The sequence below is a fragment of the Acidovorax sp. GW101-11A03 genome, assembly GCF_059424825.1.
On the sequence record NZ_JBWKZU010000002.1, the window covers coordinates 112,644 to 132,913 of the forward strand.

Genomic DNA, 20,270 nt, shown 5'->3' on the forward strand with positions numbered 1-20,270 from the left:
GAGCGCACTCTAGATGGAGGGCAGTTTTAGGCAACTTAAAATTTGCGCGGCCACTCTGTAGTCACTAGGAGCGTCTAAGAGCTCCTGACTTCTTCAGGCTGGTTGCGGTCGTTCAGTATGAGCTGGCGAATGACCGGTTCGGCTAGAAGCGGAAATATGCCAACTCACCTAACCTGTGATTGGATGTGAGCACCATCGCCCGTGGGAGCGTAGTTGTGCGGCCGCCGGGGCGACTGAACTGTCGACTAGATTTCAGTCTGCTCAGATATTTCAAGCGCATCATCTACCTCGATGCCAAGATAGCGCACAGTGGACTCAAGCTTGGAGTGACCAAGAAGAAGTTGCACAGCGCGCAAGTTCTTTGTTCGCCGGTAGATCAGCGTTGCCTTGGTTCTTCGCATAGAGTGCGTGCCATATTCTGCTGGGTCAAGACCGAGCTCCTCCACCCAGCCACCTAGTATCCGCGCATACTGTCGTGTCCCCAAGTGCGGTGAGCCATGGATACGGCTCGGGAAGAGAAAGTCATCGGACTTAAGCCCTGCGACCTTGATCCACTTCTGCACAGCTTCACGGGCAGCTGCAGTGATTTCAAATTGGACGGGGCGTTGAGTCTTGTGCTGCATCACGACAGCGCGAGATGCAACTTGCTCACCGTGGCAGATGTCCCGAACTTTGAGGGCAACGAGGTCACAACCACGAAGCTTGCTGTCGATGCCAAGGTTGAAGAGAGCAAGCTCGCGAACGCGATTTTCTATCTGAAGGCGCACGCGCAGAGCCCAGATATCTTTGAGCTTGAAAGGAGCTTTCTGACCGACAAGCTTGCCCTTGTTCCAAGGCTCATAGCGAGGGGTGTTGACTTCGGATCCCATGATGGTCTCCCTTCGAGTTGAGGGGAGAAGACGATGCTCCTGATCGAATTCAAAGTCTTTGCTTCTGCTCAACTAGCTTGCTGACTCGCAATCAGCATTGGCCGACTGTCTGCTCAGTATTCCGGTGGACGCGCGTGTCTGCCGGACCGCGTCGAGTGGTGCTCCACAATTCTTGGCAACTTTCTGCAGTATCCGGGACGACTGAATTTGGATAGGCCGATGACCGCGATCCCCGAAAGCTGACTATCCTCTCCTTGCCGAGCAACCGACCACTGTCCTTACTGCCTGACCTTGACGAACTTCAGGGTTCATCAAGCAAGAGAATATCACCACGAGGATTCATGACGAAATCACCTGCACCATGAAGCGTGAACTTTTGCGTCTCCCCGCCTTGCGCGGCGGCTTTCTCGCCCTGTTGGCGGCGGTTCTTTTCGGCATCAGCACGCCTGCGGTCCAGAGGCTAGGAGCAGGGCTGGGGGCGTTCACGACGGCCGCGCTTCTGTACTCTGGAGCAGCTACAGTCGGAGCCTTGTCCTTGCGAACTGCAGCCCACGAGGCAAGGTTGCAGAGATCCGACACATGGCGCCTCATGGCTATGGCGGGGTTCGGTGCCGCCCTGGGCCCGGTCGCCCTAGCCTGGGGCCTGCAACAAACGAGCGGCGCAAGCGCATCACTCATGCTCACGCTGGAAGCGTTGTTCACCGCCACGCTGGCGTGGTGGCTGTACAGCGAAACTATGGATCGCCGTGTGTGGGCCGCCATGCTCTTGCTACTCGCAGGAGGAATGGCGCTCGTCCTGGACCAGGGCCTGCAAGGGGGCGTGCAGCTGCTGGGGCTGCTTGCCGTGCTGCTGGCCACGGTCGCCTGGGGGGTGGACAACACCTTGTCCCGTGGGCTGGCTGAGCGCGACCCCAGCCAGGTGGTGATGGCCAAGGCCACCTTGGGAGCCGCCGCGACGGCAGCATTGGCTGTTTCGACGGGTGAGCCCTTGCCGTCGTTGTATGCGGCACTCGGGCTTCTCGGCGTGGGAGCCACGGGCTACGGCCTGAGCCTCCGCTTTTACCTTCTGGCCCAGAGGGCGTTTGGCGCGGCGAGGACGGGCTCGGTGTTCGCCTTTGCGCCCTTCATTGGCGCTGCCGTGGCCTTCGGCTTCGGGGACCGCACTGCGGGATGGCTGATGCTGCCAGGCGGCGTACTGATGCTGGCGGGAGTGGTACTGCACTTGGCGGAAAGCCATGGTCACGAGCACACACATGAAGTGCTGGAGCACGAACATGCCCACCGGCACGACGACGGGCACCATTCACATGTGCACGATGTGATGCCGAAGGGCAGTCACAGTCACAAGCACATCCATGAGCCTATGACCCACGCTCACCCCCACGCACCAGATGTGCACCATCAGCACGTTCACAAAACCTCTTGAGTTCGACCGGATTGCGATGTACATACGCGGTCTGCATCTGACAGGATCTGTTGTCGGATCTGGCGCTTGTCCTTATCTCTTCCAAGAACGCAGCAGCAACGCATTGGTCACCACACTCACGCTGCTGAGCGCCATAGCTGCACCCGCCACCATGGGATTCAACAGTCCAAATGCAGCCAAGGGAATCCCGACCACGTTGTACGCGAATGCCCAGAAAAGGTTCTGACGGATCTTTGCGTACGTGCGCCGGGAGATGTCGATGGCATCTGCGATCAATACGGGGTCACCACGCATCAGCGTGATCCCCGCAGCATGCATGGCCACGTCGGTGCCCGTGGACATGGCAATTCCCACATTCGCCGCAGCCAGAGCGGGCGCGTCGTTGATGCCGTCACCTACCATCGCAACGTGCCTGCCACCTGACTTGAGCTGCGCCACGATATCCGCTTTGCCTTCCGGCAGCACATCGGCACGAACCTGATCGATGCCCAACGCGCGGGCTACCGCGCCTGCGCTCCCCTTGTTGTCCCCGGTGACCAGGACGGTCTTGATGCCCAGAGCATGTAGTTGGGCAATGGCCAGTTGTGAGCTTGGCTTCACTGTGTCTCCAAATGCCAATAATCCCATCACCACTGGCGCATCGGTCACCTCAGCCAACCAGGATACTGTGCGCCCCTCTTGTTGCATCTGTGCTGCAGCCCCGGTCAGACCGGCCATGTTGACACCCAACTCCTCCATATAACGTGTACTCCCGAGGCGGATCTGGCGTCCTTTGATGGCAGCAGAAATGCCTCTGCCTGCGACCGCTCTGACCTCAGTGGCGCGAGGAACGGTCACACCCTGGGTGCGCGCAGCGTCCACAACGGCTTTGGCCAGTGGATGCTCGCTGCCGTTCTGAATGGCCGCAGCAAACGGCAGTAACTGATCCTGGAGGCCTTCGGCAGGCATCGCAGCCGTCAAAGTGGGCTTCCCCTCGGTCAGGGTGCCGGTCTTGTCGAACGCCACGGTGTCGATGCGGTGGACAACCTCTAGCGCTTCTGCATCCTTGATCAGAATACCGTGGCGTGCTGCAACGCCAGTTCCTGCCATGATCGCAGTGGGAGTTGCTAAGCCCAGAGCACAAGGGCACGCGATCACAAGTACCGCGACGGCATTCAGGATTGCCTGCTCCCAGTTGCCAGTGGCGAAGCCCCAGCCCATCAGTGTGATGGCAGCAAGGCCGAGCACCACGGGCACAAAGACCGCACTCACTTCATCCACTATCCGCTGAATGGGAGCCTTTTTGGCCTGGGCCGACTCCACCATCCCCACGATGCGCGACAGGGTAGATTCAGCGCCAACGGCGGTTGTACGCACCAGCAGCAAGCCTTCTGCGTTCACGGAGCCCCCCGTCACCTTGTCGCCGACATGCTTCGCCACCGGCAGGCTCTCCCCGGTGATCAATGACTCATCCACCTGGCTTGCGCCTTCGATCACCGAACCGTCTACCGGGACTCTCTCCCCGGGGCGGACAACCACCATATCACCTACTTTCACGCGTGAGAGTGGTAGATCAATGTCACCGGTATCAGTGCGCACACGCGCAATTTCCGGGCGCAGCGCGTGCAGCGCCCGGATCGCTTCTGTGGTTTGCCGCTTGGCTCGGGCTTCCAGCCACTTCCCTAGAAGGACTAGCGTGACGATGACAGCGGAGGCTTCAAAGTACAGGTGGGGCGTGCCGTGCTCAGCGTGCTTGAACAGCAGGTACAAGCTCAAGCCGTACCCGGCCGACGTACCCAATGCGACCAGCAGATCCATGTTGCCTGCGCCTGCACGAAGTGCTTTCCAGCCAGCGCGGTAGAACCTCGCGCCCAGCCAGAACTGCACAGGCGTGGCCAGGGCCAGTTGAATCCAGCCGTTGAGCGTCCAGTCTTGACCGAACAGCATGCCAAGCATGGGCAATACCAGGGGGAAGGACAGACCAGCGGCTAGAGCGACCGGCCACCAGGGCGCCGACTGCTTGTCGTATTCTGTGGAGGTGCTCGTATCCGCAACCTGTGCCTCATAGCCCGCCTTTACAACGGCGGCTACAAGACGTTCGGGAGGCAAGCCTGCATCGAAACGAACCTGCGCACGCTCCGTGGCTAGATTGACTTCCGCATGCTTAACGCCTGGCACTGCCTTCAGCGCTTTTTCGACACGTCCAACACACGACGCGCAGGTCATCCCACCGATCGACAACTCGACAGAGTCGTCCGCCACGGCGTATCCAGCCTTTTGGACAGCTGCAGCCAAGGCTGGGACTGGTACCGTGGAAGCGGCGACCACTGACGCGCGCTCAGTAGCAATGTTCACGGTCACCTCGCGGACACCAGGGACGGCTTTGAGAGCCCTTTCAACCCGTCCAACACAAGAGCCGCAGGTCATACCAAGTATCGGAAGATTCAGGTGTGCGATCGAGAGCGAGGCGGACGGCCCCGCTTCATGGGCTGAGGTATTCATAGCAATCTCCATGTGGTGTTCAACTCCGGCGTTAACCGGCAGAGTTCGTACTTTCAGGGTTGACACGATGGGAGACGCAAGCGAGTCAGCGCTCCTTGTTTGGATATCTATCTGGCCACTTGACCTTGCCCCAGTGGCAAACCGGAGACTGAAAGCCTCTCAACTTTTTCCAAGAGGTGAAAAATGCATCAATTCCAACTCCCCGACATGACCTGCGGACACTGTGCTGGGATGGTGAGCCAGACGCTGCAGATGACAGACCCTGACTGCAAGGTTCAGGTGGATATGTCAAAACGTATGGTCACAGTCCAAAGTACTGAAGACCGCAAGACACTGGCCGAGGCGCTGACCGAAGCTGGATATCCGCCCGCCTGATCTAGGCTTTGCAAAACGTAATATTCGGAGCGCTCGACATTGACACGGTGGTAAGAGGCAAAGTCCTTGCTACCGTGTTATTCCATCGCACAGGAGCATCCATGACCACACTCATGAACATCGGCGAGGCGGCCAAAGCGGCAGGCGTATCGGCCAAGATGATCCGCCACTACGAGCAAACAGGTTTACTGCCAGAAGCTGAACGGAGCGAAGCTGGCTATCGAAAATACGGTGAGCGTGAAGTCTCAGTGCTGCGCTTCATTCGACAATCTCGCCGCCTCGGCTTCTCCATGCCCCAGATTGCAGAACTGATCGGCCAATGGGGTGACACACACCGCACCAGTCGGCAGGTAAAAGCGATTGCTGAGCGCCATCTAGCAGATCTGGAGGAGAAGCTGCGGGAAATTGTCGAGATGAAATCGGCGTTGGAGCAGTTGGTTTCGGTGTGCGCAGGTGACGATCATGCCCATTGCGCGATTCTGGAAAACCTCGCCGCAGACAGTCCCTCGGCCCCCAATCACAGTGCTAGCTTTGTCAAACCGAAGCGTCGCGGTGCCAAGGCCTCCACTGCGCACTCTGGGGTAGCCGAGAAGCCGACAACCAGTCATTTGGATCTCATGACTTGGATGCGTGGCGTACATGTACATCGTGGCGCGCACTGACCTGGATAGCCGAGAGCCATCCCCATGAAGCGGCTTCTGCGGGTCGCCGTGCTTGGCTGGCCGCGTATCGAGGCTCATGATTCCTTGCGCTCCCGGCCCAACTCCTGCTACTTGGAGTTGACTGGAAGCCTGAGTTGGGGCGCACGCTGAAAGAACGCGGGTGACCCAGCCGAAATCACAATGTCTATGCATTGAGAAATGGCTTTTTCGCTAACGATTTGACTCAGTGTGGTGACGAGCGCCCCTTGAGAGGTGTCCCTACTAGCTGGAACGCTTACGCCTGCCGAGAACGACTGTCGAAAATCACCATCTCAGCCGAGGGGAAAGACACCTCGGGCGCCTTGCTATGTGCCACCACTTGCCTAGCGCGCCGGCGCCACCATAGCGGTGGCAATTGCCAAATGCTGGGCCGGTCCAGTTCCTTCCTGAGAGAGAAAACCCTCGGCGAACGAGAAGTTTTTAGCAGATCGAACCACATGCGCTTGAAATGCAAGTGACTCGCTAACAAGTGCAAGGGACAAGAATTTGACCGACAACTCCAAGGTGACAACAACCCTGGAGTCGTAGTGGCCCAACCCGGCGAGTACGAAGGCTGCATCAAAGCCTGCAGCGATAACGCCGCCATTGATTGCGGAAGTCCCTCCACCTCCCTGAAGTCCAGATGTGATTTGGGTGAAATTTACGATCGCCGAGCCTGGCTCTTTGAACGCCCCCCTAAACCCAAACCAGGCAATCTCTTTCCTGGCGTTGAATTGAGCCAATTGTTCATCGCGCTTAGTGGGGTCTAGGCGAAACGGGATGGTTGGACTTTGCATGGGGAAGCAATGGTGCGTTTATCGTCCAAATGTACATTGAGGACGCGTCTTGCCTTGCATCCAACACACTTGCTGTATTGATTTCGATGCAGCCGTACTCCAACATTTCCACCTCGCCCTAACGCAAAGAGCATAGCCTTCGTCCTCGACGTGCTCGCGCGTCGAATCGTCGATTGGCGGGTGAGCAGCTCGATGCGAACGGACTTCGCGGTTGATGCATTTGAATAGGCTCTGTATGCCCGTCAGCCTGAGCGCGACGGCAGCTTGGTCTGTCACTCCGATAGAGGCTCGCAATACGTCAGCATTCGCTACACCGAGCGACTGGCGGAGGCTGGCATCGAGCCTTCGGTGGGCAGGAAGGGCGACAGCTACGACAACGCCCTGGCCGAGACCAACAACGGCCTGTACAAGGCCGAACTGATTCACCGCCGGGCTTCATGGGAAGCCAAGGAAGCCGTCGATTTCGCCACGCTCGAATGGGTATCGCGGTTCAACCACCATCGCCTGCTCGAACCCATCGGGCACATCTCGCATGCAGAGGCTGAGGCAAACTACTACCGGCACCTCGCCTGTCGGGCAACTGCGGGAGTGGGCTGACTTAAACCAAACAGCCTCCGCAGAAACCGGGGCGATTCACTATTCACGGGGCTTGATATGCAGAGCCCGCCCCGCCTCAAGCAAATGCAAATATTCAGACGCGTCCTCTAGCTGTTCTTCGCTGAATACACGAATACCCGCGTTCTCCAGAATGGCCGCCGTGACTCCCCTATGAGGCACCCGCGTCCCAGTGAATGTGCCGTCATAGGTACGCCGGGTACCACATGATGGACTACCCTCCTTCAAGACCGCCATGCGAACATTTTTGGCTCTTGCCAGGTGCAGTGCATACCGAGCCCCAGCGGTGAACGCTGCAGTGATATCGGCTGACTTCGAATCAATGACCCTTGCAACTCCAGCGAGTACAGCGTCGCCTCCTGAGCCAGCAGTGATTTCCGCAGGGTTACGCGGAATAGCCAGGCCGCCGGCCACCTCAGGACATACGGAGACGACTCTGCCTTCCTTCAGCCAAAGCTCCAGCAGGTTGTTGCTCGGCCGCTTATGTGTGCCGTCGTAGCGGACAGGATCGCCGAGTAAGCACGAGCTGACGAGAACGAGTTCCACACTTTTCCTGTTTACGTAGTGTGAGGGCCGGCCCCTCTCGCGGACGCTTGTCCGATATCGCCATAAATTGGCCTGACGTGGACTTGGAATGCGCTACGCCAATTGCGCAGGACGTAAAAAGATGATCGGGCAGCAATCTATTGACAGCTATTCGGCGGCTGTCGGCATAGCAACTACGCTGGGCGCGGCTGTCTTCCGCTCTGTTTGGAATGGGCGTCCACAACGGCCTCCAGAACTACGCGCGTAGCCGCTACCTGCTTTGATCCAAGCCTCTGCGCCAACGCCTCTTCGTAACGTTGATGGAAAGACCGGGCTTGGCACAAAGCGGCAAGACCCCGCGCTGTGAGTTCCAAGCGCTTGATGCGTTTGTCGCCCTCTACGGCGCTTCGGGAGACATAGCCCTTGGCCACCATGTCGTCCACCACCTTCAGCGCCCCCGGAGAACTCATGCCTAGCTGCGAAGCCAGCTCGCTCAGGTTGCACGGTGCCTCCGCCAGGAGACGGAAGACGTAGCCAAATGAGGATCCGATGTCGTCAAAACCGGCTGCAGCGAGATCGGCATCCAAGGCGTCCTTGAACGCTCCGAAAGCCACGTTCAGCAGTACCCCGAAGTCGAGGTGTTCGGTACTTGACATATTTAACCATGGTTAATAAACTGCGGTTAATTATACAAAGGAACCCTCATGCCATTGCTACTCCGTGCTGAATCCCCGACCTTCGATCTCCCTGGTATCTGCTTTACGACCTTGTCTTCACCGAGCCGTGGCTCTCGGGAGAACTCCGTCTGGGAGGTGACAGTCGCGCCCGGCGTCACCGGCTCCCCCCATCGAGTCACCCGTGAGGAGACCTTTGTGGCACTGCAAGGCGCTGCGGTCATTGAACTTGACGGTCAGCGTTGCGAACTGGTCGCTGGAAACGCCCTCGTTGTTGAAGCGGGACAAATGCTCTCGCTTTCTAACTCGGGGGCACAGGTGTTTCGCGCATTGGCCATCCTTCCTGTGGGAGGACAGGCTGTTGTTGAGGACAAGCCTCCCTTCACACCGCCATGGGCTGCTTAGGTACATAGCCTTAGTGCGGAAACTGCACGCCGACTGACCGGTGGCAGCGGCTGCTTCCGTTACGTGTGTTTGGTACCACCTGTTCTTTCTCGCGGGGAACACCCTGCCTTCGTCATCTTCACCATGTCCTCCATACTGATCTGTTCAGTCCCGATCCACGGCCACGTAACGCCGCTACTTGCGGTGGCGCGTTACTTTGTCGAACAAGGTCACAGCGTGCGGTTCATCACCGGAAGTCGCTTTGAAGCAGCAGTCCGTGAGAGTGGCGCCAGGCACATTCCATTGCCTGGTTCGGCTGATTTCGATGACCGCATCGATCTCAACGACCGATTTCCAGGAAGGGCAGCTCTTTCAGGTGTCGACGCCATCGCTTTTGATGTGCTGGAGTTGTTCACGCGGCCGGCCATGGCGCAATACAACGCTGTCGCATCTGCACATGCGTCTGAACCGATAGATGCCATGCTGGCGGACCCTGCTTTTGCTGGCGCTTCTTTGGTGCTGGGTAAATCCCGAGACGCGCGTCCGGCCGTGGTGATGTGCGGGGTGCTGCCCCTCTCCCTTGCCAGCTGCGACGCAGCCCCTTTTGGCATGGGCGTGCCGCCGATGCCTGGCTCGATCGGCAGGCTGCGAAACAAGCTACTCTCGACGCTCGCTGCAAGAATCCTGGCCCCAGCACAACGATATGCCGACGCCATGCACCGTCAGGTTTTCGGTGTGCCGATGTCGGGTCCCATTCTTGATTGGGCGCGGCGGGCAGACGCCATCACCCAATTCACCGTGCCCGAATTCGAGTACCCGCGCTCGGATGCGCCGTCAACGCTTCACTTTGTAGGGCCGATCTCTGCCTCGGGATCGTCAGCACCCCGGCCTGTTTGGTGGCGTGATCTGGATGGCACAAGGCCGGTAGTTCATGTAACACAAGGAACGATTGCCAACAAAGATTTCAACCAGCTGATCGGTCCAACCCTCCAAGCTTTGGCCAATGAAGACGTCATCGTCGTTGTAGCGACAGGCGGGCGGCCGCTGACGAGCCTTCCGCCACTTCCCGCCAATGCTCGCGCGGCTGAGTTCCTGAACTATGACGAACTGCTGCCCAAGACCGACGTCTTTGTGACAAATGCAGGATATGGCGGCGTTCAGTACGCCCTCCGATACGGCGTCCCCATCGTCGCCAGCGGAGGCCAGGAGGACAAGCCCGAGGTGGGCGCGCGCATTGCATGGTCCGGAGTCGGGCGCCGTCTGCGTCGGGTGTCGCCTCGTCCTTCCGAGGTTCGAGTTGCGGTTCGTGAGATCCTGCAAGACGACCGCTACCGCCGGGCCGCCGCAGCCATGGCTGAGCGAATGGCCCGTAGCGGAGGACTCGATGCTCTGGGTTCAGTCGTTGCGTCGGTGACCGACCGAGTTGCCGGGCTTACAGTCGAAGCTACCAAGGCTGGCGTTGCAATCCACCCGGTCCAAACCCAGTGGGAGAACGCAGCATGATTTTTGCGTTCAGCTCATCCACACCCGTGAAGCTCTGGAGGATTCCTGCTCTGGCTTTGCTACTAACCAGCCAATGCGCACAGGCGCAAATCGATTGCTGGATGGATGCTGAGTATCCCAAGACTGCAGATCTGAAGGTGGTGAGTGACCCCTCAGTCGCTCCGTTGAGGCAAACACTTTGGGAGTTCAACAAACTCCTTCACGCTCGCCCTGAGCTTCATTCGCTACCTCGCACAAGACTTCGCAGTAGCTGGCAGATCGGCGGCCAATGGACGGCTCCAGCAAGACCTGCACATTTCCTATTGCGTGACCACCGAGAGTCTGTGTGGGTGAAGGGCCGCTGCGATGTTGTTGCAGGTGCGGATCGAATTGGGCCCTTGTTGTCAGTAGTTGCCAGCATCAACGTACCTCACGCATTTTTTGAGTCAGAAGTACCGGAGCTGAAGGACGACAGGCTCGTAGCATGGCGCGCGTTGCCGGTCACTGGCACCCTGCGGGGGCGTCCCATATTCGGTGGGCACATGCTTGTCTTCACGAGCAGTGGAAAGTTGCCGTGGGTTCCGGTCACTACGGCGGAGTACCTTGACTTTACTGAGCGCGATCTGCAGCGCAAGTTGGAGGATGTACGCAAGGATGAGGAATCATCACCACCTGGTGAGCAAGATCGGATGTTGGATCGCATTGCCGAGGGACTGCGCCGCACAGATCCTGCAAACGCCGATCGACTCATCGCAGAGATTCGTGCGCAGCACTTACGCGCCAATGCAGGCGTTGCAGCGTCCGACGCGCGCCGGAGGAACCAGCTTGGTATTGACAATTCACCTGTAGAAACGATGTTGCGCCGAGTACGTACATGGCGAGCTAGCCTAACGGATGATCAACTGAAAGCGCAGGCACGGCTGGGTTTCAACGGACTGCATCCCGCAGACGTCCCGCCGGACCGCTTTCCCCTACTTGCGAAACCGGATCCCTCCTTCCCCTGGGACCGAGCAAATCCAGCAAGAGCACAGATGATCAAACTAGAAGTCCGAGGCGGAGATCGTTTCGAGCAGCCCATGCAACGCGTCATGGAAGGTCTGGATCTTGAAGCTATCGATGCGCTGGTCGTCGCTAGATGAGACGTGTCGATCAGGGAGAAACGCGGCGCACCGAGATTAATCTCAAGCCCAAAGTAGCGGCGTTGATACCGTGCCGTCGATATCCCACCAATGCCATTTCACCCGTGCATGACAACTAACGATCACTACGAGCAGCACCTGGCCCCCGTCTACCTGTGGATGGAGGGCGGATCCCAAGCTGCTTTGCAAAGAGGCGCCTCCGAAATTCAGACGTTGGGCCTACCGATAGGGCTGGGCTCCAACGTGGTGGACCTGGGCGCGGGATTCGGGATGCATGCCATTCCGATCGCGAGGACAGGTGCATCCGTCTTAGCAATCGATGCGTCTGCGCTTTTGTTGCGAGCGCTCGAAGAACTCAGCGAAGGCGTACCGATCCGTACGGTTTGCGACGACCTTCTCACATTTCCTAAACACCTGACGGAACGTCCTGACCTCATTCTCTGCATGGGCGACACCATCACACACCTACCCAATATGGGTGCTGTTTTGTCACTTATCGACAGTGCGGCAACGATTTTGACCTGCGGTGGAACCTTTGTGATCTCACTTCGCGACTACTCCACACCACTCTTTGGTAGCCAGCGATTTATCCCCGTGCGAAGCGACGAAGAGCGACTGCTCACATGCTTCTTGGAATACGAGGCAACAAGCGTGCTGGTGCATGACATTGTTCAAGAGCGAACTGCTAATGGGTGGACAACGCGGGTCAGTCACTACCGGAAACTGCGTTTATCCGTCGGCCATCTGATCACCCAGCTGGAAACAAGCGGATTTGTTGTGACAAGAGAGGTTGGCCTACGAGGTATGGTGCGACTTGTTGCTATCAAGCGCTGAGTGCATTTGGCTTAATCATATTCCCCTCGGCCAAAGGCAGCAAAAAAGAGTCATGGAAACGAATCCGCGTAGTTCTCTTTGTATTGCAGCGAGATCAGTTGGATATTGCCAGGCGCTGCACGGTCCAGTACAGCGACAGCACCAGCAACGCGACGGAGCCCCCACGCACCACCACTAAGCGGTACCACGCCCTGCGCGCCAATGCCACTGAGACCGTGCACCACAGGGCGACCACCATCAGTTGGCCCACTTCAACCCCCAGGTTGAACCCCGCCAGGGCCCACAACAGCGAAGCCCCCGCCACGCCCGCTTCGACCAGCACCCCGGAAAAACCCAGCCCGTGCACCAGCCCAAAGCCCAGAGCAAGCCAGCTACTGCGCAGGCCTTGGACGGGAAACAGGTTCAGCAACGCCGAGATGCCGATGCTGATGGCAATGGCGGGCTCCACCCAGTTGCCCGACACGGTGACCCAGCCCAGGCCTGCCAGTGCCAGCGTGATGGAATGGCCCACGGTGAAACAGGTCACCGTGAGCAGGAGCGCCTTGATCCCGGCGAAGCGGTCCCTGGCGCCGGAGTCCAGAGTTTCAGCGATCGGTGTTGTACCGGACTCCGTGTGCAACAGCAGATCGCGGTGGCGGGGCTGCGGCCGCGCCAGGGAGATGGGCAGCAACAGTGCCAGCAAAAAGGCCAGGTGGTCGTAGCCAGACAGGATGTGGTGCACCCCCTCGGTCACAAAGAGCAGCAGCGTGGCCAACCCGCCGCGTGGGGCGCCGGGCTTTTTTGCGTCCGCACCTTGGGCCCCTTCCGCACCGTCTGCCCCCGCTTGTCCTGCGCGGCTGCCCGCAGAGCGCAGGTCGGTGCCGGAGCGCCCGTCAGGGGCCAGCACGGCCGCCAGCGTCTGGCCGCTCAACGCGCCGCCCACCAGCAGGCGGTGTGTGGGGTCGATGCCCTGCATCAGGCCGTAGCGCAGGGTGATCGCCTGGGCTGGCGCACAGGGCAGCGTGGCAGCCAACCGCGCGTAACGCCCATCGGTGCGCTGCTCCAACGCTTCAAAGCGCCAGGCAGGCACCGTCGCCGTTCCGTCGCACTGCCACAACATGCCCTGGCCCACCCACTGGACGATGGCGGGCATGGACTGTCGCACCTCGCCCCATGTGAGCTGGCGGTCGCCATCGGCATCGAGCTGCTCCAGCGCGGCATCCACATCCTTCAAGGCCACCGACAGCACAAGGCCTATCGATGCGCCCGCCCCTGCAGTGCCCAGGGATGCCGACGCATCCGCCACCCGCAGATAGGCGTCGCTGGCCTTGTGGGCCCAGGCGCTGGGCGCCAGTGCTGCGGCAGTCAACGCGACAGCCACCATGGCCCGCAGGGAACGCCCGTGTGGGCGCAGGAGGCCCGTTATCCAGTGCATGCAGCACATCATTGGGCTCCCCGAGTCTGCCAGCGCGCCAGGCGCAGGTCTTGCAGTCCTGCTTGCTGCAGGGCCTGGCGCACGGCCTGGTGGGCAGCAGCGTCGCCCGACTGCTCAGAGGTCTGCAGTGCAAGCCACCAGTCGAGTGGCTCTTTTTGCAGGGCAAGGTTGGTGCGGGCCGCCTTCCATGCGGCGGCGGGTTGCCCCTGCAACCACAGCGCCATCAAGGCACGCTCCCGGGCGTGGGCGCCCATCCCCTCTCCGCGCGCCGCGATGGCGGCAAAACGCGCTTCCAGGTCGCGCACCAGGGGCTGCCACGCGGCGTCCCCCATCAGCCGAAGGGCCTGCGCGCGCCGCAGCAGCACGGAGTCGCTGTCGGGCTGGTGCCTGAGCACCTCCAGTGCGGCGCTCGCACGATTGCGGCGCAACAGCTGGTCGGCATAGGCCAGCGCGGTGTAGCCGTCGGGGGCATCGGCCAGGCTGCGGCGGTAGGCCGCGTCGGCAGCGTCATCGCGCCCTGCGCGCTCTTCGCTCTCGGCCAGCAGCGACCCGATCCAGGCCCGCTGGGCAGCATCCCCCGCCACCTGCTGCCGCAGTGCGGTGAAGCCATTGCGCGCGGCATCGTGCTGGCCTTGCAGTGAACGGGTTTCAAGCAGGCAGGCGGTGGCATATAGCGCAGCACCATAGCGGGCTACGTTGCGGCAGGCGGCCTCGGCGGCCTCATAGCGCGCGGCCACACGCTCCAGGGTGGCCAGCGTGAGCCAGCCCTGCACCTGTGCGGGGTTGGTTTGCAAGGCGCGCTCCAGCGTGGCGCGCGCGGCTGAAAATTCATGGCGCCCTTGCTCTACGGTGGCCTGCAACACCAGCAGATCGGCCGGGGCGTCCGCCTGGCCCCACCAGCGAGCCAGGGCCGCCTGTGCCCGGCCCAGGTAACGCGGGTCCGCCGTCTCGCGTGACAGCGTGATCCAGCGCCGGGCCGTGGCGGCAGCGGCCTGGGGCGTGGCGGGGGCTGCGCTCACACGCTCGGGCAGACGCTCGACCACATCGGCATTGAGGCCAGGTGGCAAGTCCTGCGGCAAGGCCGCCAGGGCCGTGCCCGCCCAGAACACCAGGCACAAGGCCACGCACAAACAGTGATGAGGTTTCTTCATGGGCTCGTGACAACAGCGGATATCGAAAGAGACACAATCACCCACGCACGCCCTGGCCACACCCCTTCAGGGCGCAACCAGGACATCGCGCGAGGGTCAGAGCCGCGAATCGGGCTCTTCAGCCTCGGTGCTGGACAGCACCAGCTGGTCAACCGCCTGAGGTTCAGTGGTGTCCGATGTGCCGCTGGCCACAATGGGCTGCACATACGCGAACGCGTTCACCATCACGGGGCCCCCATTGCCAGGGTCTGCCGTGTTGTCGCCGCTACCGCCCCCGCCACAACCGGTGATGGCCAATGCCGCCACCGAAGTGAGGGCCAGGTGCTGAATCCGAAGGTTCTTTTGCATGGTGTGGCTCCTTCGGATCAGAAGTTCTTGGCACCGGGCAGCGGTGGGTTCACATACGGAAACGCCGTACGGTAGTCCGTCGCCTTGGTGCGCGAGCCGTCCACAAACGCTACCCCTCCTGCCGGGGCATCACCCGGCTTGCAGCCCACCTTGAGCGTGTCCGTGGCACCCGTCACCGTGCACAGCGCACCCATGGCCACGCGCAGCGATACGTCCACCACGTCGTCGCCCAAGCGGCGGCCATTCGGGAAGCCGGCCGCGTCCCCTGCCACCACCCCCAGCGAGTTCTGCGCAGCTGCAGCCGTGGCGGCAATGCCGGTGTTCAAGCGCAGCATTTCGGCCAGGGGACCGCCGGCACCCAGGCCGGTGATGTTGCCGGGGCGATTGACGGTGGGCAGCCCCGTGAGGAAGGCCGTCATCAGGTCGGTGCGCGGGAAGTTCGTGGGGGCCTTGGCGCCAAACAGCGTCTCGACCAGCGCGGGCAGCGTGGGGTGCGTCACGTAGTCCGCAAAGTTGGCCGCATCATCCTTGGGCTTGGATGCGTTGAACTTGTCTTTGTCCTTGAGGCCAATCACCACCTCGTTGACCAGCGGCATGCCCAGGCGCGAGACCTGCGTCCATGCGCCACCGGCCTTCTCGCTGGCCTGCAGGCCCGAGTCTGGCTTGCCATTGAGCAAGCGGGCCTGGCGCAGGCTGGCAGTGGTCCAGCCGCCAATGACCTTCTCGCCCGATGCCGCCGTGAGGCAATTGGTGGGCACTTCCACCGCGAGCGACGTCACGTTCTTGTTGGCAATCTGGCCCGCGCCGAAGGCCGCAGCATTCGACTCGCTGGTGATGACGGCGGCAGGTGCATTCACCAGATCAAAGATGGTGCCCAGCGACACCGGGAACGGGTCCTGCCGCTGGCCCACAAACACCTTGCCGGGGGTGGAGCAGCCGGGGATATTGATGCCATACACATACTTGTCGGCATAGGCGTCGTAGGCGGCCGCATTGCCCAGCGATTTTTCACCGATGTAGTCGATGGGCTTGGTGAAGGTGGTGCCCCCACCGGCCATGGTGATCTGCTCGCGCTTGCCGGTACGGCGGTCACCGCGCACGATGAACATCTCGTACTCTTCACGGTAAGCCAGCGGGTCGCCCGCTGCGCCGCTGATGCCACCGGCGTTGCGCAGCGGAATGGCCACCTTCTTGCGGGCACCGTCAGGGCCGATATCGAGTGTGATGCCGTTGCCACCATTGTTCAGCGTGTTCTTGAAGCGGAACTGAAAGGTGATGTCCTCCGCTGCGTCGCCGTTGTTGTCGATGTGGATCTCGTACAGCGCATTCGAGTCCAGGCTGAAGTAGTTGGGGCCGCCATAGGCATCCTGCAGCGGCAGGTAGTTGGCGATCATGGTGACAAAACCCGATCGACCCGGTTCGTAGCTGTTGAACAGGTAGAAGTCACTGCCGTCAACCTTGGGCTGGGTCGTGATGAACGGCGCCTCGCGGTGGCTGGACGCCAGACTGACGCCCGCTGCGCTGGCAGCCAGAACAGCCAGCACGGCCAGACTGATTTTTCTTGATGGCATATAGATCTCCTCGTAGTGGATTGAGAGGTGCCAAGCACCCCATCTCTTTACGCAACCAAAAAGTGTCTAGATTCAATTGACCTATTGGCAACTACCCTAATGGGGCAAAACAGAGCTAGTTGCGGTACCTCATGTCAAGTCCTGAGCCACCTGAAGCACCGAGGCCGAAGGCACATTGAGGAATTCAGGCTCTTTGTTGATGAACCGGGCAATCAGCTAGGAGCAGGCAATGCGATTGATCTTGCGCCGCTCGCGGGTGACCCATTTCATGCAGCACCTCCTTGTGTTTCCAGAGGCAGGCCTGCGGCTTGCCAGGCTTCGATGCCGCCAACGATGTAGCGGGCATCCATGCCGCGTGCCCGCAGCGCCAGAACCGTGGAGCGGCCAATGTCCTTGCCGCGCAGACAGTACAGCAGCACCGGCTTCGTGGCGTCCAGTTCTTGGCTCCACTCCAATACGCGCGCAGGATCGCGCCAGGACGCTCCGGCAATGACCTGCGGGCTTTGCAGATAGTCCTCCTCACGTCGCACATCGAACGCACCTTCCGCACCGGGCAGCGCTGCGCCTGTGTCGATGCCAAATGCCAACGCATCCGCCTCGACGGCCGCCCCGTAGCGCTTGTAGACCTTGTCCCACTGGATGTTGGCCATGAAGGCATCCACATAGGCGCCCGCCTTGGCACCGAAGTCCAGGTGGTAAGCATGCTCGTACATGTCCAGTGCCAGCACGGGCGTGGCGCCGGCCAAGAGGTGCGTGTGGTCGGCAGCCCAGTGGTTGATGAGGCGGCTTTCGCGGGAAGACCAGGACAGCAAGGCCCATCCCGATCCGCCGCCCATGGCCTTGGCCAGCCCCATGAACTGGCTGCGCCACGCCTCGATCGAGCCAAAGTCGCGCGCGAGCGCAATGGACAAGCCGCAAGAAGGCAGCACGCCGTCGCCGCCCAGGTTGTCGAAATACAACTCATGCAGGAAGGCCGAGTTGGCGGCGATCAACTCCTCGCGCTTGAGACCGTTAATGGTGAAGGTGGCTGCGGCACTCCAGTCCAGCGCTGCGAGTTCGCTCCGTACGGCGTTCAGGCGCTTGACGGCACCCGAGTAGTTGTTTTCGTGGTGGCTGGTGATCAGACGGTTCGACAAGCCAGAGAGTTGATCGGGGTTCAGCGTCAGCGGGCGGATTTGGTAGTTCATGAAGTTCTCCATCAAATGGTCAGCGTCAGACGTGGGCAACCAGCGGATAGACGACCAAGCCGATCAAGGCGGCAGCAAGCACCACCACAGGCTCGGGCAGCTTCTTGAACCGCCACAGGACCGCAGCGGTGGCGAGAAACAGCGTAGCCGTGGGCAGATCAACGATGGACCGTTGGCCCAGCACCACCACGGCTCCCGCAATGGCACCGACGGCGGCTGCTGTCACGCCGTCTACAAACGCCACGACGCCGGGATGTTTGCCGTGCTTCTTGAAGTACGGCGCCGGGATCACGGTGAGCAGGTAGCAGGGCAGAAAGGTCGCCGCAGCCGCGACAACTGCGCCCCAGAAGCCGCTTGTCAGGAAACCGATGAACCCGGTGGTGATAACGACCGGGCCTGGGGTGATCATGGCGACGGCCACGGCGTCCACGAATTGGCGGTCGGTCAGCCATGCGTACTCATTCACCACGCCGCCGTAGAGGAAAGGCACGATGGCCAGGCCGCTGCCAAAGACGAAGGCGCCCGCATAGGTGAAGTACGCAGCAATCTGTCCCAGCTTGTGCCAGTCGAGGGTTTCCAGGCTGAGTGCCCCAGCGATAGGTGCGGCCCACGCTACGCTCTGCAGTTGGCCGCCGGTGTGCTTCAACGGTCCCCGCACAGCCCACACCAATAGGCCCGCGCCCAGAAAAACCCAGATCACCTCGGACTGGGTGATGATGGTCACACCAGCGCTGAGCAGGTAGATGGCCCACAACAGCTTGTCCTTGCCCACGCTCTTGGTTGTGAGCTTGTAGGCGCTCAACCCAATGATGCCGATTACGGAAGCTCCAACGCCATAGAACACGGCTTGCATCCAAGAGATGCCGCCATAGGCTTTGTAGGCGACACCCAGTGCAACCACCATCACAAATGACGGCAGCACAAACGCCAGGCCAACAAGCGTTGCACCCCACAGGCGGAAGTGGACGTACCCGAGGTAAATGGCCAACTGGGCGGCCAGCGGGCCCGGCATCAGCTGGGCCAGGGCCATGCCTTCCTTGTAGTCGGCATCCGAAATCCAATGCCGCTGCTCCACCAGATCGCGGTACATGTAGCCGACCAGGGCCACGGGGCCGCCAAAGCCGAGTGTGCCCAGGCGCGACATGTAGAGCACCAGTTGCCACAGCGTGTAGCTTGGAGGAGTTTCAGCGCTGGCATCGGGTGCGGCCGCTATCTTGAGATCGTTCATGTTCATTCCTGAGGCGTAGAGGTACTAAGGCTTGCGTAGGGTCGAGAAATGGGCATGGAGCGAATCCAGAACCCCGCCCACATCGGCCAATAGGGCGTCGTCGTCCGGCCAGCGCTGACGCGCTCCGGCCAGTACAGCCTCGAAACCGCTGGCTTCAGGTGTGGTGGTTCCCCCTACGTCCAGGGCATGCACCATGGTCCCCAGACGCTGGAGGCCGCGATCACCGTCCAAACCAAAGCTCGCCAGCAGTACCTCAAACGTCACCCGCTCACCCACATGCGAAAAAGTGGCACCATCGAAATCGAAGCCCAGCGCGTCAGATGGGCAGTCGGCAGGGGTGTCCAGCCACACGAAGCGCGCACTGGGGTCAATGAAGCGCTGAATGAGCCAGGCGCTGGCCACGCGATCTACCCAGAGATGGCGGCGTGTTGCCCACAGGCGCCCCTGGTACTGCATGCGGTCACGCCGGGCAATGCGGCCTGCTGCCGACTGGGGTTCGCCGGGTGACAGGATGGCTTCCACTGCGTTAGTGAAGTCCCGCCATTGGGCTTCTGCGCGAATGGAGGCTTCACCTGGAAAGAAGTCGATCTTGCGGGTGGCCTCGTAGGTGCGCGCGTGCCGACGCTGCAGACGTTGCAGCTCGGCGGCAGATAGCGAGGAAATAAGCTGGCGCGCTTGCGCCAACTCTTCAAGCCAGGGTGCGTAGTCGGCCGTTCGATCAAACAGCGCTTGGTAGGCTGCTTGCTCAGCCATGTCCTTCGCTTGAACACGCAGCAGCCAAGCTTGCCCGCCTTCTTGCAGGGCCTCGTCGGCCAGGGTTTGTAGCTGCGCAGCCTGCTCCGCCTGTGCGGGCAGCAGATAGGTGCCGTCGCGCAAGGCGGCACAGCCCAGTGCCTTGACGGCACGCCAGATCCGCATGCGCGCTGTGGCCGCCGCGGATGGGAGGCTGACGACGAAAGCCAGCCAAGTGTCAGAGGTGAGAGACATGACGGCAGCTTAGTGAGCCGTCACGAATGCTGCAACAATGTAGCGATCTCTACATAACCTCGAATGGATTGGCTGCTCGCTTCACTACTTGCGGGGTCAGCAG

General features: G+C 60.8%; 19 protein-coding genes and 2 pseudogenes. 8 read left to right on the forward strand and 13 right to left on the reverse strand.

What is annotated here, in order from left to right; translation table 11 throughout:
- Positions 1-245: 245 nt before the first annotated feature.
- Complete coding sequence (locus AC07Z7_RS01815) at positions 246-869, reverse strand: tyrosine-type recombinase/integrase (RefSeq protein ID WP_082493247.1); 624 nt, start codon at positions 867-869, stop codon at positions 246-248.
- A gap of 361 nt (positions 870-1,230) precedes the next feature.
- Here AC07Z7_RS01815 and AC07Z7_RS01820 point away from each other — a divergent pair, with 361 nt between their 5' ends.
- Positions 1,231-2,295: a DMT family transporter gene (locus AC07Z7_RS01820; protein ID WP_494765119.1), complete on the forward strand. Its 1,065-nt coding sequence runs from the start codon at positions 1,231-1,233 to the stop codon at positions 2,293-2,295.
- Between the two features lie 72 nt (positions 2,296-2,367).
- On the opposite strand, the gene AC07Z7_RS01825 is transcribed toward AC07Z7_RS01820, so the two are convergent.
- Positions 2,368-4,776, reverse strand: coding sequence for a heavy metal translocating P-type ATPase (locus tag AC07Z7_RS01825; RefSeq protein WP_494765120.1), 2,409 nt, complete (start codon positions 4,774-4,776; stop codon positions 2,368-2,370).
- Between the two features lie 183 nt (positions 4,777-4,959).
- On the opposite strand from AC07Z7_RS01825, the gene AC07Z7_RS01830 reads away from it, so the two are divergent.
- Positions 4,960-5,151 (forward strand): heavy-metal-associated domain-containing protein, encoded by a 192-nt coding sequence (locus AC07Z7_RS01830; protein ID WP_494765121.1) that lies wholly within the window; start codon positions 4,960-4,962, stop codon positions 5,149-5,151.
- Between the two features lie 101 nt (positions 5,152-5,252).
- Complete coding sequence (gene cueR / locus AC07Z7_RS01835; RefSeq protein WP_494765122.1) at positions 5,253-5,813, forward strand: Cu(I)-responsive transcriptional regulator; 561 nt, start codon at positions 5,253-5,255, stop codon at positions 5,811-5,813.
- A 362-nt stretch (positions 5,814-6,175) separates the two neighbouring features.
- On the opposite strand, the gene AC07Z7_RS01840 is transcribed toward cueR, so the two are convergent.
- Complete coding sequence (locus AC07Z7_RS01840) at positions 6,176-6,628, reverse strand: PaaI family thioesterase (protein WP_494765123.1); 453 nt, start codon at positions 6,626-6,628, stop codon at positions 6,176-6,178.
- A 132-nt stretch (positions 6,629-6,760) separates the two neighbouring features.
- On the opposite strand from AC07Z7_RS01840, the pseudogene AC07Z7_RS01845 reads away from it, so the two are divergent.
- Positions 6,761-7,225, forward strand: a pseudogene (locus AC07Z7_RS01845) (DDE-type integrase/transposase/recombinase); the annotation flags it as partial.
- A 39-nt stretch (positions 7,226-7,264) separates the two neighbouring features.
- On the opposite strand, the gene AC07Z7_RS01850 reads toward AC07Z7_RS01845, so the two are convergent.
- Both AC07Z7_RS01850 and AC07Z7_RS01855 read right to left on the reverse strand, forming a co-directional pair.
- Positions 7,265-7,789: a 2-thiouracil desulfurase family protein gene (locus AC07Z7_RS01850; protein WP_494765124.1), complete on the reverse strand. Its 525-nt coding sequence runs from the start codon at positions 7,787-7,789 to the stop codon at positions 7,265-7,267.
- 173 nt (positions 7,790-7,962) lie between these two features.
- The gene (locus tag AC07Z7_RS01855) at positions 7,963-8,424 is read right to left on the reverse strand and encodes a MarR family winged helix-turn-helix transcriptional regulator (protein WP_494765125.1); all 462 of its coding nucleotides are present in this window, start codon (positions 8,422-8,424) and stop codon (positions 7,963-7,965) included.
- A gap of 48 nt (positions 8,425-8,472) precedes the next feature.
- Here AC07Z7_RS01855 and AC07Z7_RS01860 point away from each other — a divergent pair, with 48 nt between their 5' ends.
- The 4 genes from AC07Z7_RS01860 (at position 8,473) to AC07Z7_RS01875 (ending at position 12,281) form a co-directional block, all read left to right on the forward strand.
- A complete protein-coding gene (locus AC07Z7_RS01860; protein ID WP_494765126.1) occupies positions 8,473-8,847 on the forward strand; it encodes a cupin domain-containing protein in 375 nt (124 codons plus the stop codon).
- Positions 8,848-8,970: 123 nt separating this feature from the next.
- On the forward strand, positions 8,971-10,329 hold the full coding sequence (locus AC07Z7_RS01865) for a glycosyltransferase (protein WP_494765127.1): 1,359 nt from the start codon (positions 8,971-8,973) through the stop codon (positions 10,327-10,329).
- Positions 10,326-11,447: a hypothetical protein gene (locus tag AC07Z7_RS01870; RefSeq protein ID WP_494765167.1), complete on the forward strand. Its 1,122-nt coding sequence runs from the start codon at positions 10,326-10,328 to the stop codon at positions 11,445-11,447. Before AC07Z7_RS01865 ends, AC07Z7_RS01870 begins: the two co-directional genes overlap by 4 nt.
- Before the next feature lie 108 nt (positions 11,448-11,555).
- Positions 11,556-12,281: a class I SAM-dependent methyltransferase gene (locus tag AC07Z7_RS01875; RefSeq protein ID WP_494765128.1), complete on the forward strand. Its 726-nt coding sequence runs from the start codon at positions 11,556-11,558 to the stop codon at positions 12,279-12,281.
- Between the two features lie 94 nt (positions 12,282-12,375).
- Here AC07Z7_RS01875 and AC07Z7_RS01880 read toward each other — a convergent pair whose 3' ends face one another.
- The 8 genes and pseudogenes from AC07Z7_RS01880 to AC07Z7_RS01915 form a co-directional block, all read right to left on the reverse strand.
- Positions 12,376-13,695, reverse strand: coding sequence for a HupE/UreJ family protein (locus AC07Z7_RS01880; RefSeq protein WP_494765129.1), 1,320 nt, complete (start codon positions 13,693-13,695; stop codon positions 12,376-12,378).
- An 8-nt stretch (positions 13,696-13,703) separates the two neighbouring features.
- Positions 13,704-14,846, reverse strand: a complete 1,143-nt coding sequence (locus AC07Z7_RS01885) for a hypothetical protein (protein ID WP_494765130.1) — start codon at positions 14,844-14,846, stop codon at positions 13,704-13,706.
- A 96-nt stretch (positions 14,847-14,942) separates the two neighbouring features.
- Positions 14,943-15,194: a hypothetical protein gene (locus AC07Z7_RS01890; protein ID WP_116749267.1), complete on the reverse strand. Its 252-nt coding sequence runs from the start codon at positions 15,192-15,194 to the stop codon at positions 14,943-14,945.
- A gap of 17 nt (positions 15,195-15,211) precedes the next feature.
- Positions 15,212-16,765, reverse strand: a complete 1,554-nt coding sequence (locus AC07Z7_RS01895) for a DUF4331 domain-containing protein (protein ID WP_494765131.1) — start codon at positions 16,763-16,765, stop codon at positions 15,212-15,214.
- Positions 16,766-16,903: 138 nt separating this feature from the next.
- Positions 16,904-17,035: pseudogene (locus AC07Z7_RS01900) on the reverse strand (chromate resistance protein ChrB domain-containing protein); the annotation flags it as partial.
- Positions 17,032-17,952 carry a Fe-Mn family superoxide dismutase gene (locus AC07Z7_RS01905; protein ID WP_494765132.1) on the reverse strand — a complete coding sequence of 307 codons (921 nt, stop codon included), beginning with the start codon at positions 17,950-17,952 and terminating at the stop codon, positions 17,032-17,034. The pseudogene AC07Z7_RS01900 and the gene AC07Z7_RS01905, both read right to left, overlap by 4 nt.
- A gap of 25 nt (positions 17,953-17,977) precedes the next feature.
- Entirely contained in the window at positions 17,978-19,180 is a 1,203-nt protein-coding gene (locus tag AC07Z7_RS01910) for a chromate transporter (protein WP_494765133.1), read from the reverse strand.
- A 24-nt stretch (positions 19,181-19,204) separates the two neighbouring features.
- Positions 19,205-20,167: a chromate resistance protein ChrB domain-containing protein gene (locus AC07Z7_RS01915; RefSeq protein ID WP_494765134.1), complete on the reverse strand. Its 963-nt coding sequence runs from the start codon at positions 20,165-20,167 to the stop codon at positions 19,205-19,207.
- Positions 20,168-20,270 lie beyond the last annotated feature (103 nt).

What these genes read in the sequence shown, in the direction of transcription:
- AC07Z7_RS01910 (WP_494765133.1), bottom strand. Translation starts at nt 19,180, where the DNA reads ATGAACGATCTCAAGATAGCGGCCGCACCCGATGCCAGCGCTGAAACT.
- AC07Z7_RS01820 (WP_494765119.1), top strand. Translation starts at nt 1,231, where the DNA reads ATGAAGCGTGAACTTTTGCGTCTCCCCGCCTTGCGCGGCGGCTTTCTC.
- AC07Z7_RS01840 (WP_494765123.1), bottom strand. Translation starts at nt 6,628, where the DNA reads ATGCAAAGTCCAACCATCCCGTTTCGCCTAGACCCCACTAAGCGCGAT.
- AC07Z7_RS01860 (WP_494765126.1), top strand. Translation starts at nt 8,473, where the DNA reads ATGCCATTGCTACTCCGTGCTGAATCCCCGACCTTCGATCTCCCTGGT.
- AC07Z7_RS01880 (WP_494765129.1), bottom strand. Translation starts at nt 13,695, where the DNA reads ATGCACTGGATAACGGGCCTCCTGCGCCCACACGGGCGTTCCCTGCGG.
- AC07Z7_RS01855 (WP_494765125.1), bottom strand. Translation starts at nt 8,424, where the DNA reads ATGTCAAGTACCGAACACCTCGACTTCGGGGTACTGCTGAACGTGGCT.
- AC07Z7_RS01875 (WP_494765128.1), top strand. Translation starts at nt 11,556, where the DNA reads ATGACAACTAACGATCACTACGAGCAGCACCTGGCCCCCGTCTACCTG.
- AC07Z7_RS01885 (WP_494765130.1), bottom strand. Translation starts at nt 14,846, where the DNA reads ATGAAGAAACCTCATCACTGTTTGTGCGTGGCCTTGTGCCTGGTGTTC.
- cueR (WP_494765122.1), top strand. Translation starts at nt 5,253, where the DNA reads ATGACCACACTCATGAACATCGGCGAGGCGGCCAAAGCGGCAGGCGTA.
- AC07Z7_RS01915 (WP_494765134.1), bottom strand. Translation starts at nt 20,167, where the DNA reads ATGTCTCTCACCTCTGACACTTGGCTGGCTTTCGTCGTCAGCCTCCCA.
- AC07Z7_RS01825 (WP_494765120.1), bottom strand. Translation starts at nt 4,776, where the DNA reads ATGAATACCTCAGCCCATGAAGCGGGGCCGTCCGCCTCGCTCTCGATC.
- AC07Z7_RS01890 (WP_116749267.1), bottom strand. Translation starts at nt 15,194, where the DNA reads ATGCAAAAGAACCTTCGGATTCAGCACCTGGCCCTCACTTCGGTGGCG.
- AC07Z7_RS01905 (WP_494765132.1), bottom strand. Translation starts at nt 17,952, where the DNA reads ATGAACTACCAAATCCGCCCGCTGACGCTGAACCCCGATCAACTCTCT.
- AC07Z7_RS01865 (WP_494765127.1), top strand. Translation starts at nt 8,971, where the DNA reads ATGTCCTCCATACTGATCTGTTCAGTCCCGATCCACGGCCACGTAACG.
- AC07Z7_RS01815 (WP_082493247.1), bottom strand. Translation starts at nt 869, where the DNA reads ATGGGATCCGAAGTCAACACCCCTCGCTATGAGCCTTGGAACAAGGGC.
- AC07Z7_RS01830 (WP_494765121.1), top strand. Translation starts at nt 4,960, where the DNA reads ATGCATCAATTCCAACTCCCCGACATGACCTGCGGACACTGTGCTGGG.
- AC07Z7_RS01870 (WP_494765167.1), top strand. Translation starts at nt 10,326, where the DNA reads ATGATTTTTGCGTTCAGCTCATCCACACCCGTGAAGCTCTGGAGGATT.
- AC07Z7_RS01895 (WP_494765131.1), bottom strand. Translation starts at nt 16,765, where the DNA reads ATGCCATCAAGAAAAATCAGTCTGGCCGTGCTGGCTGTTCTGGCTGCC.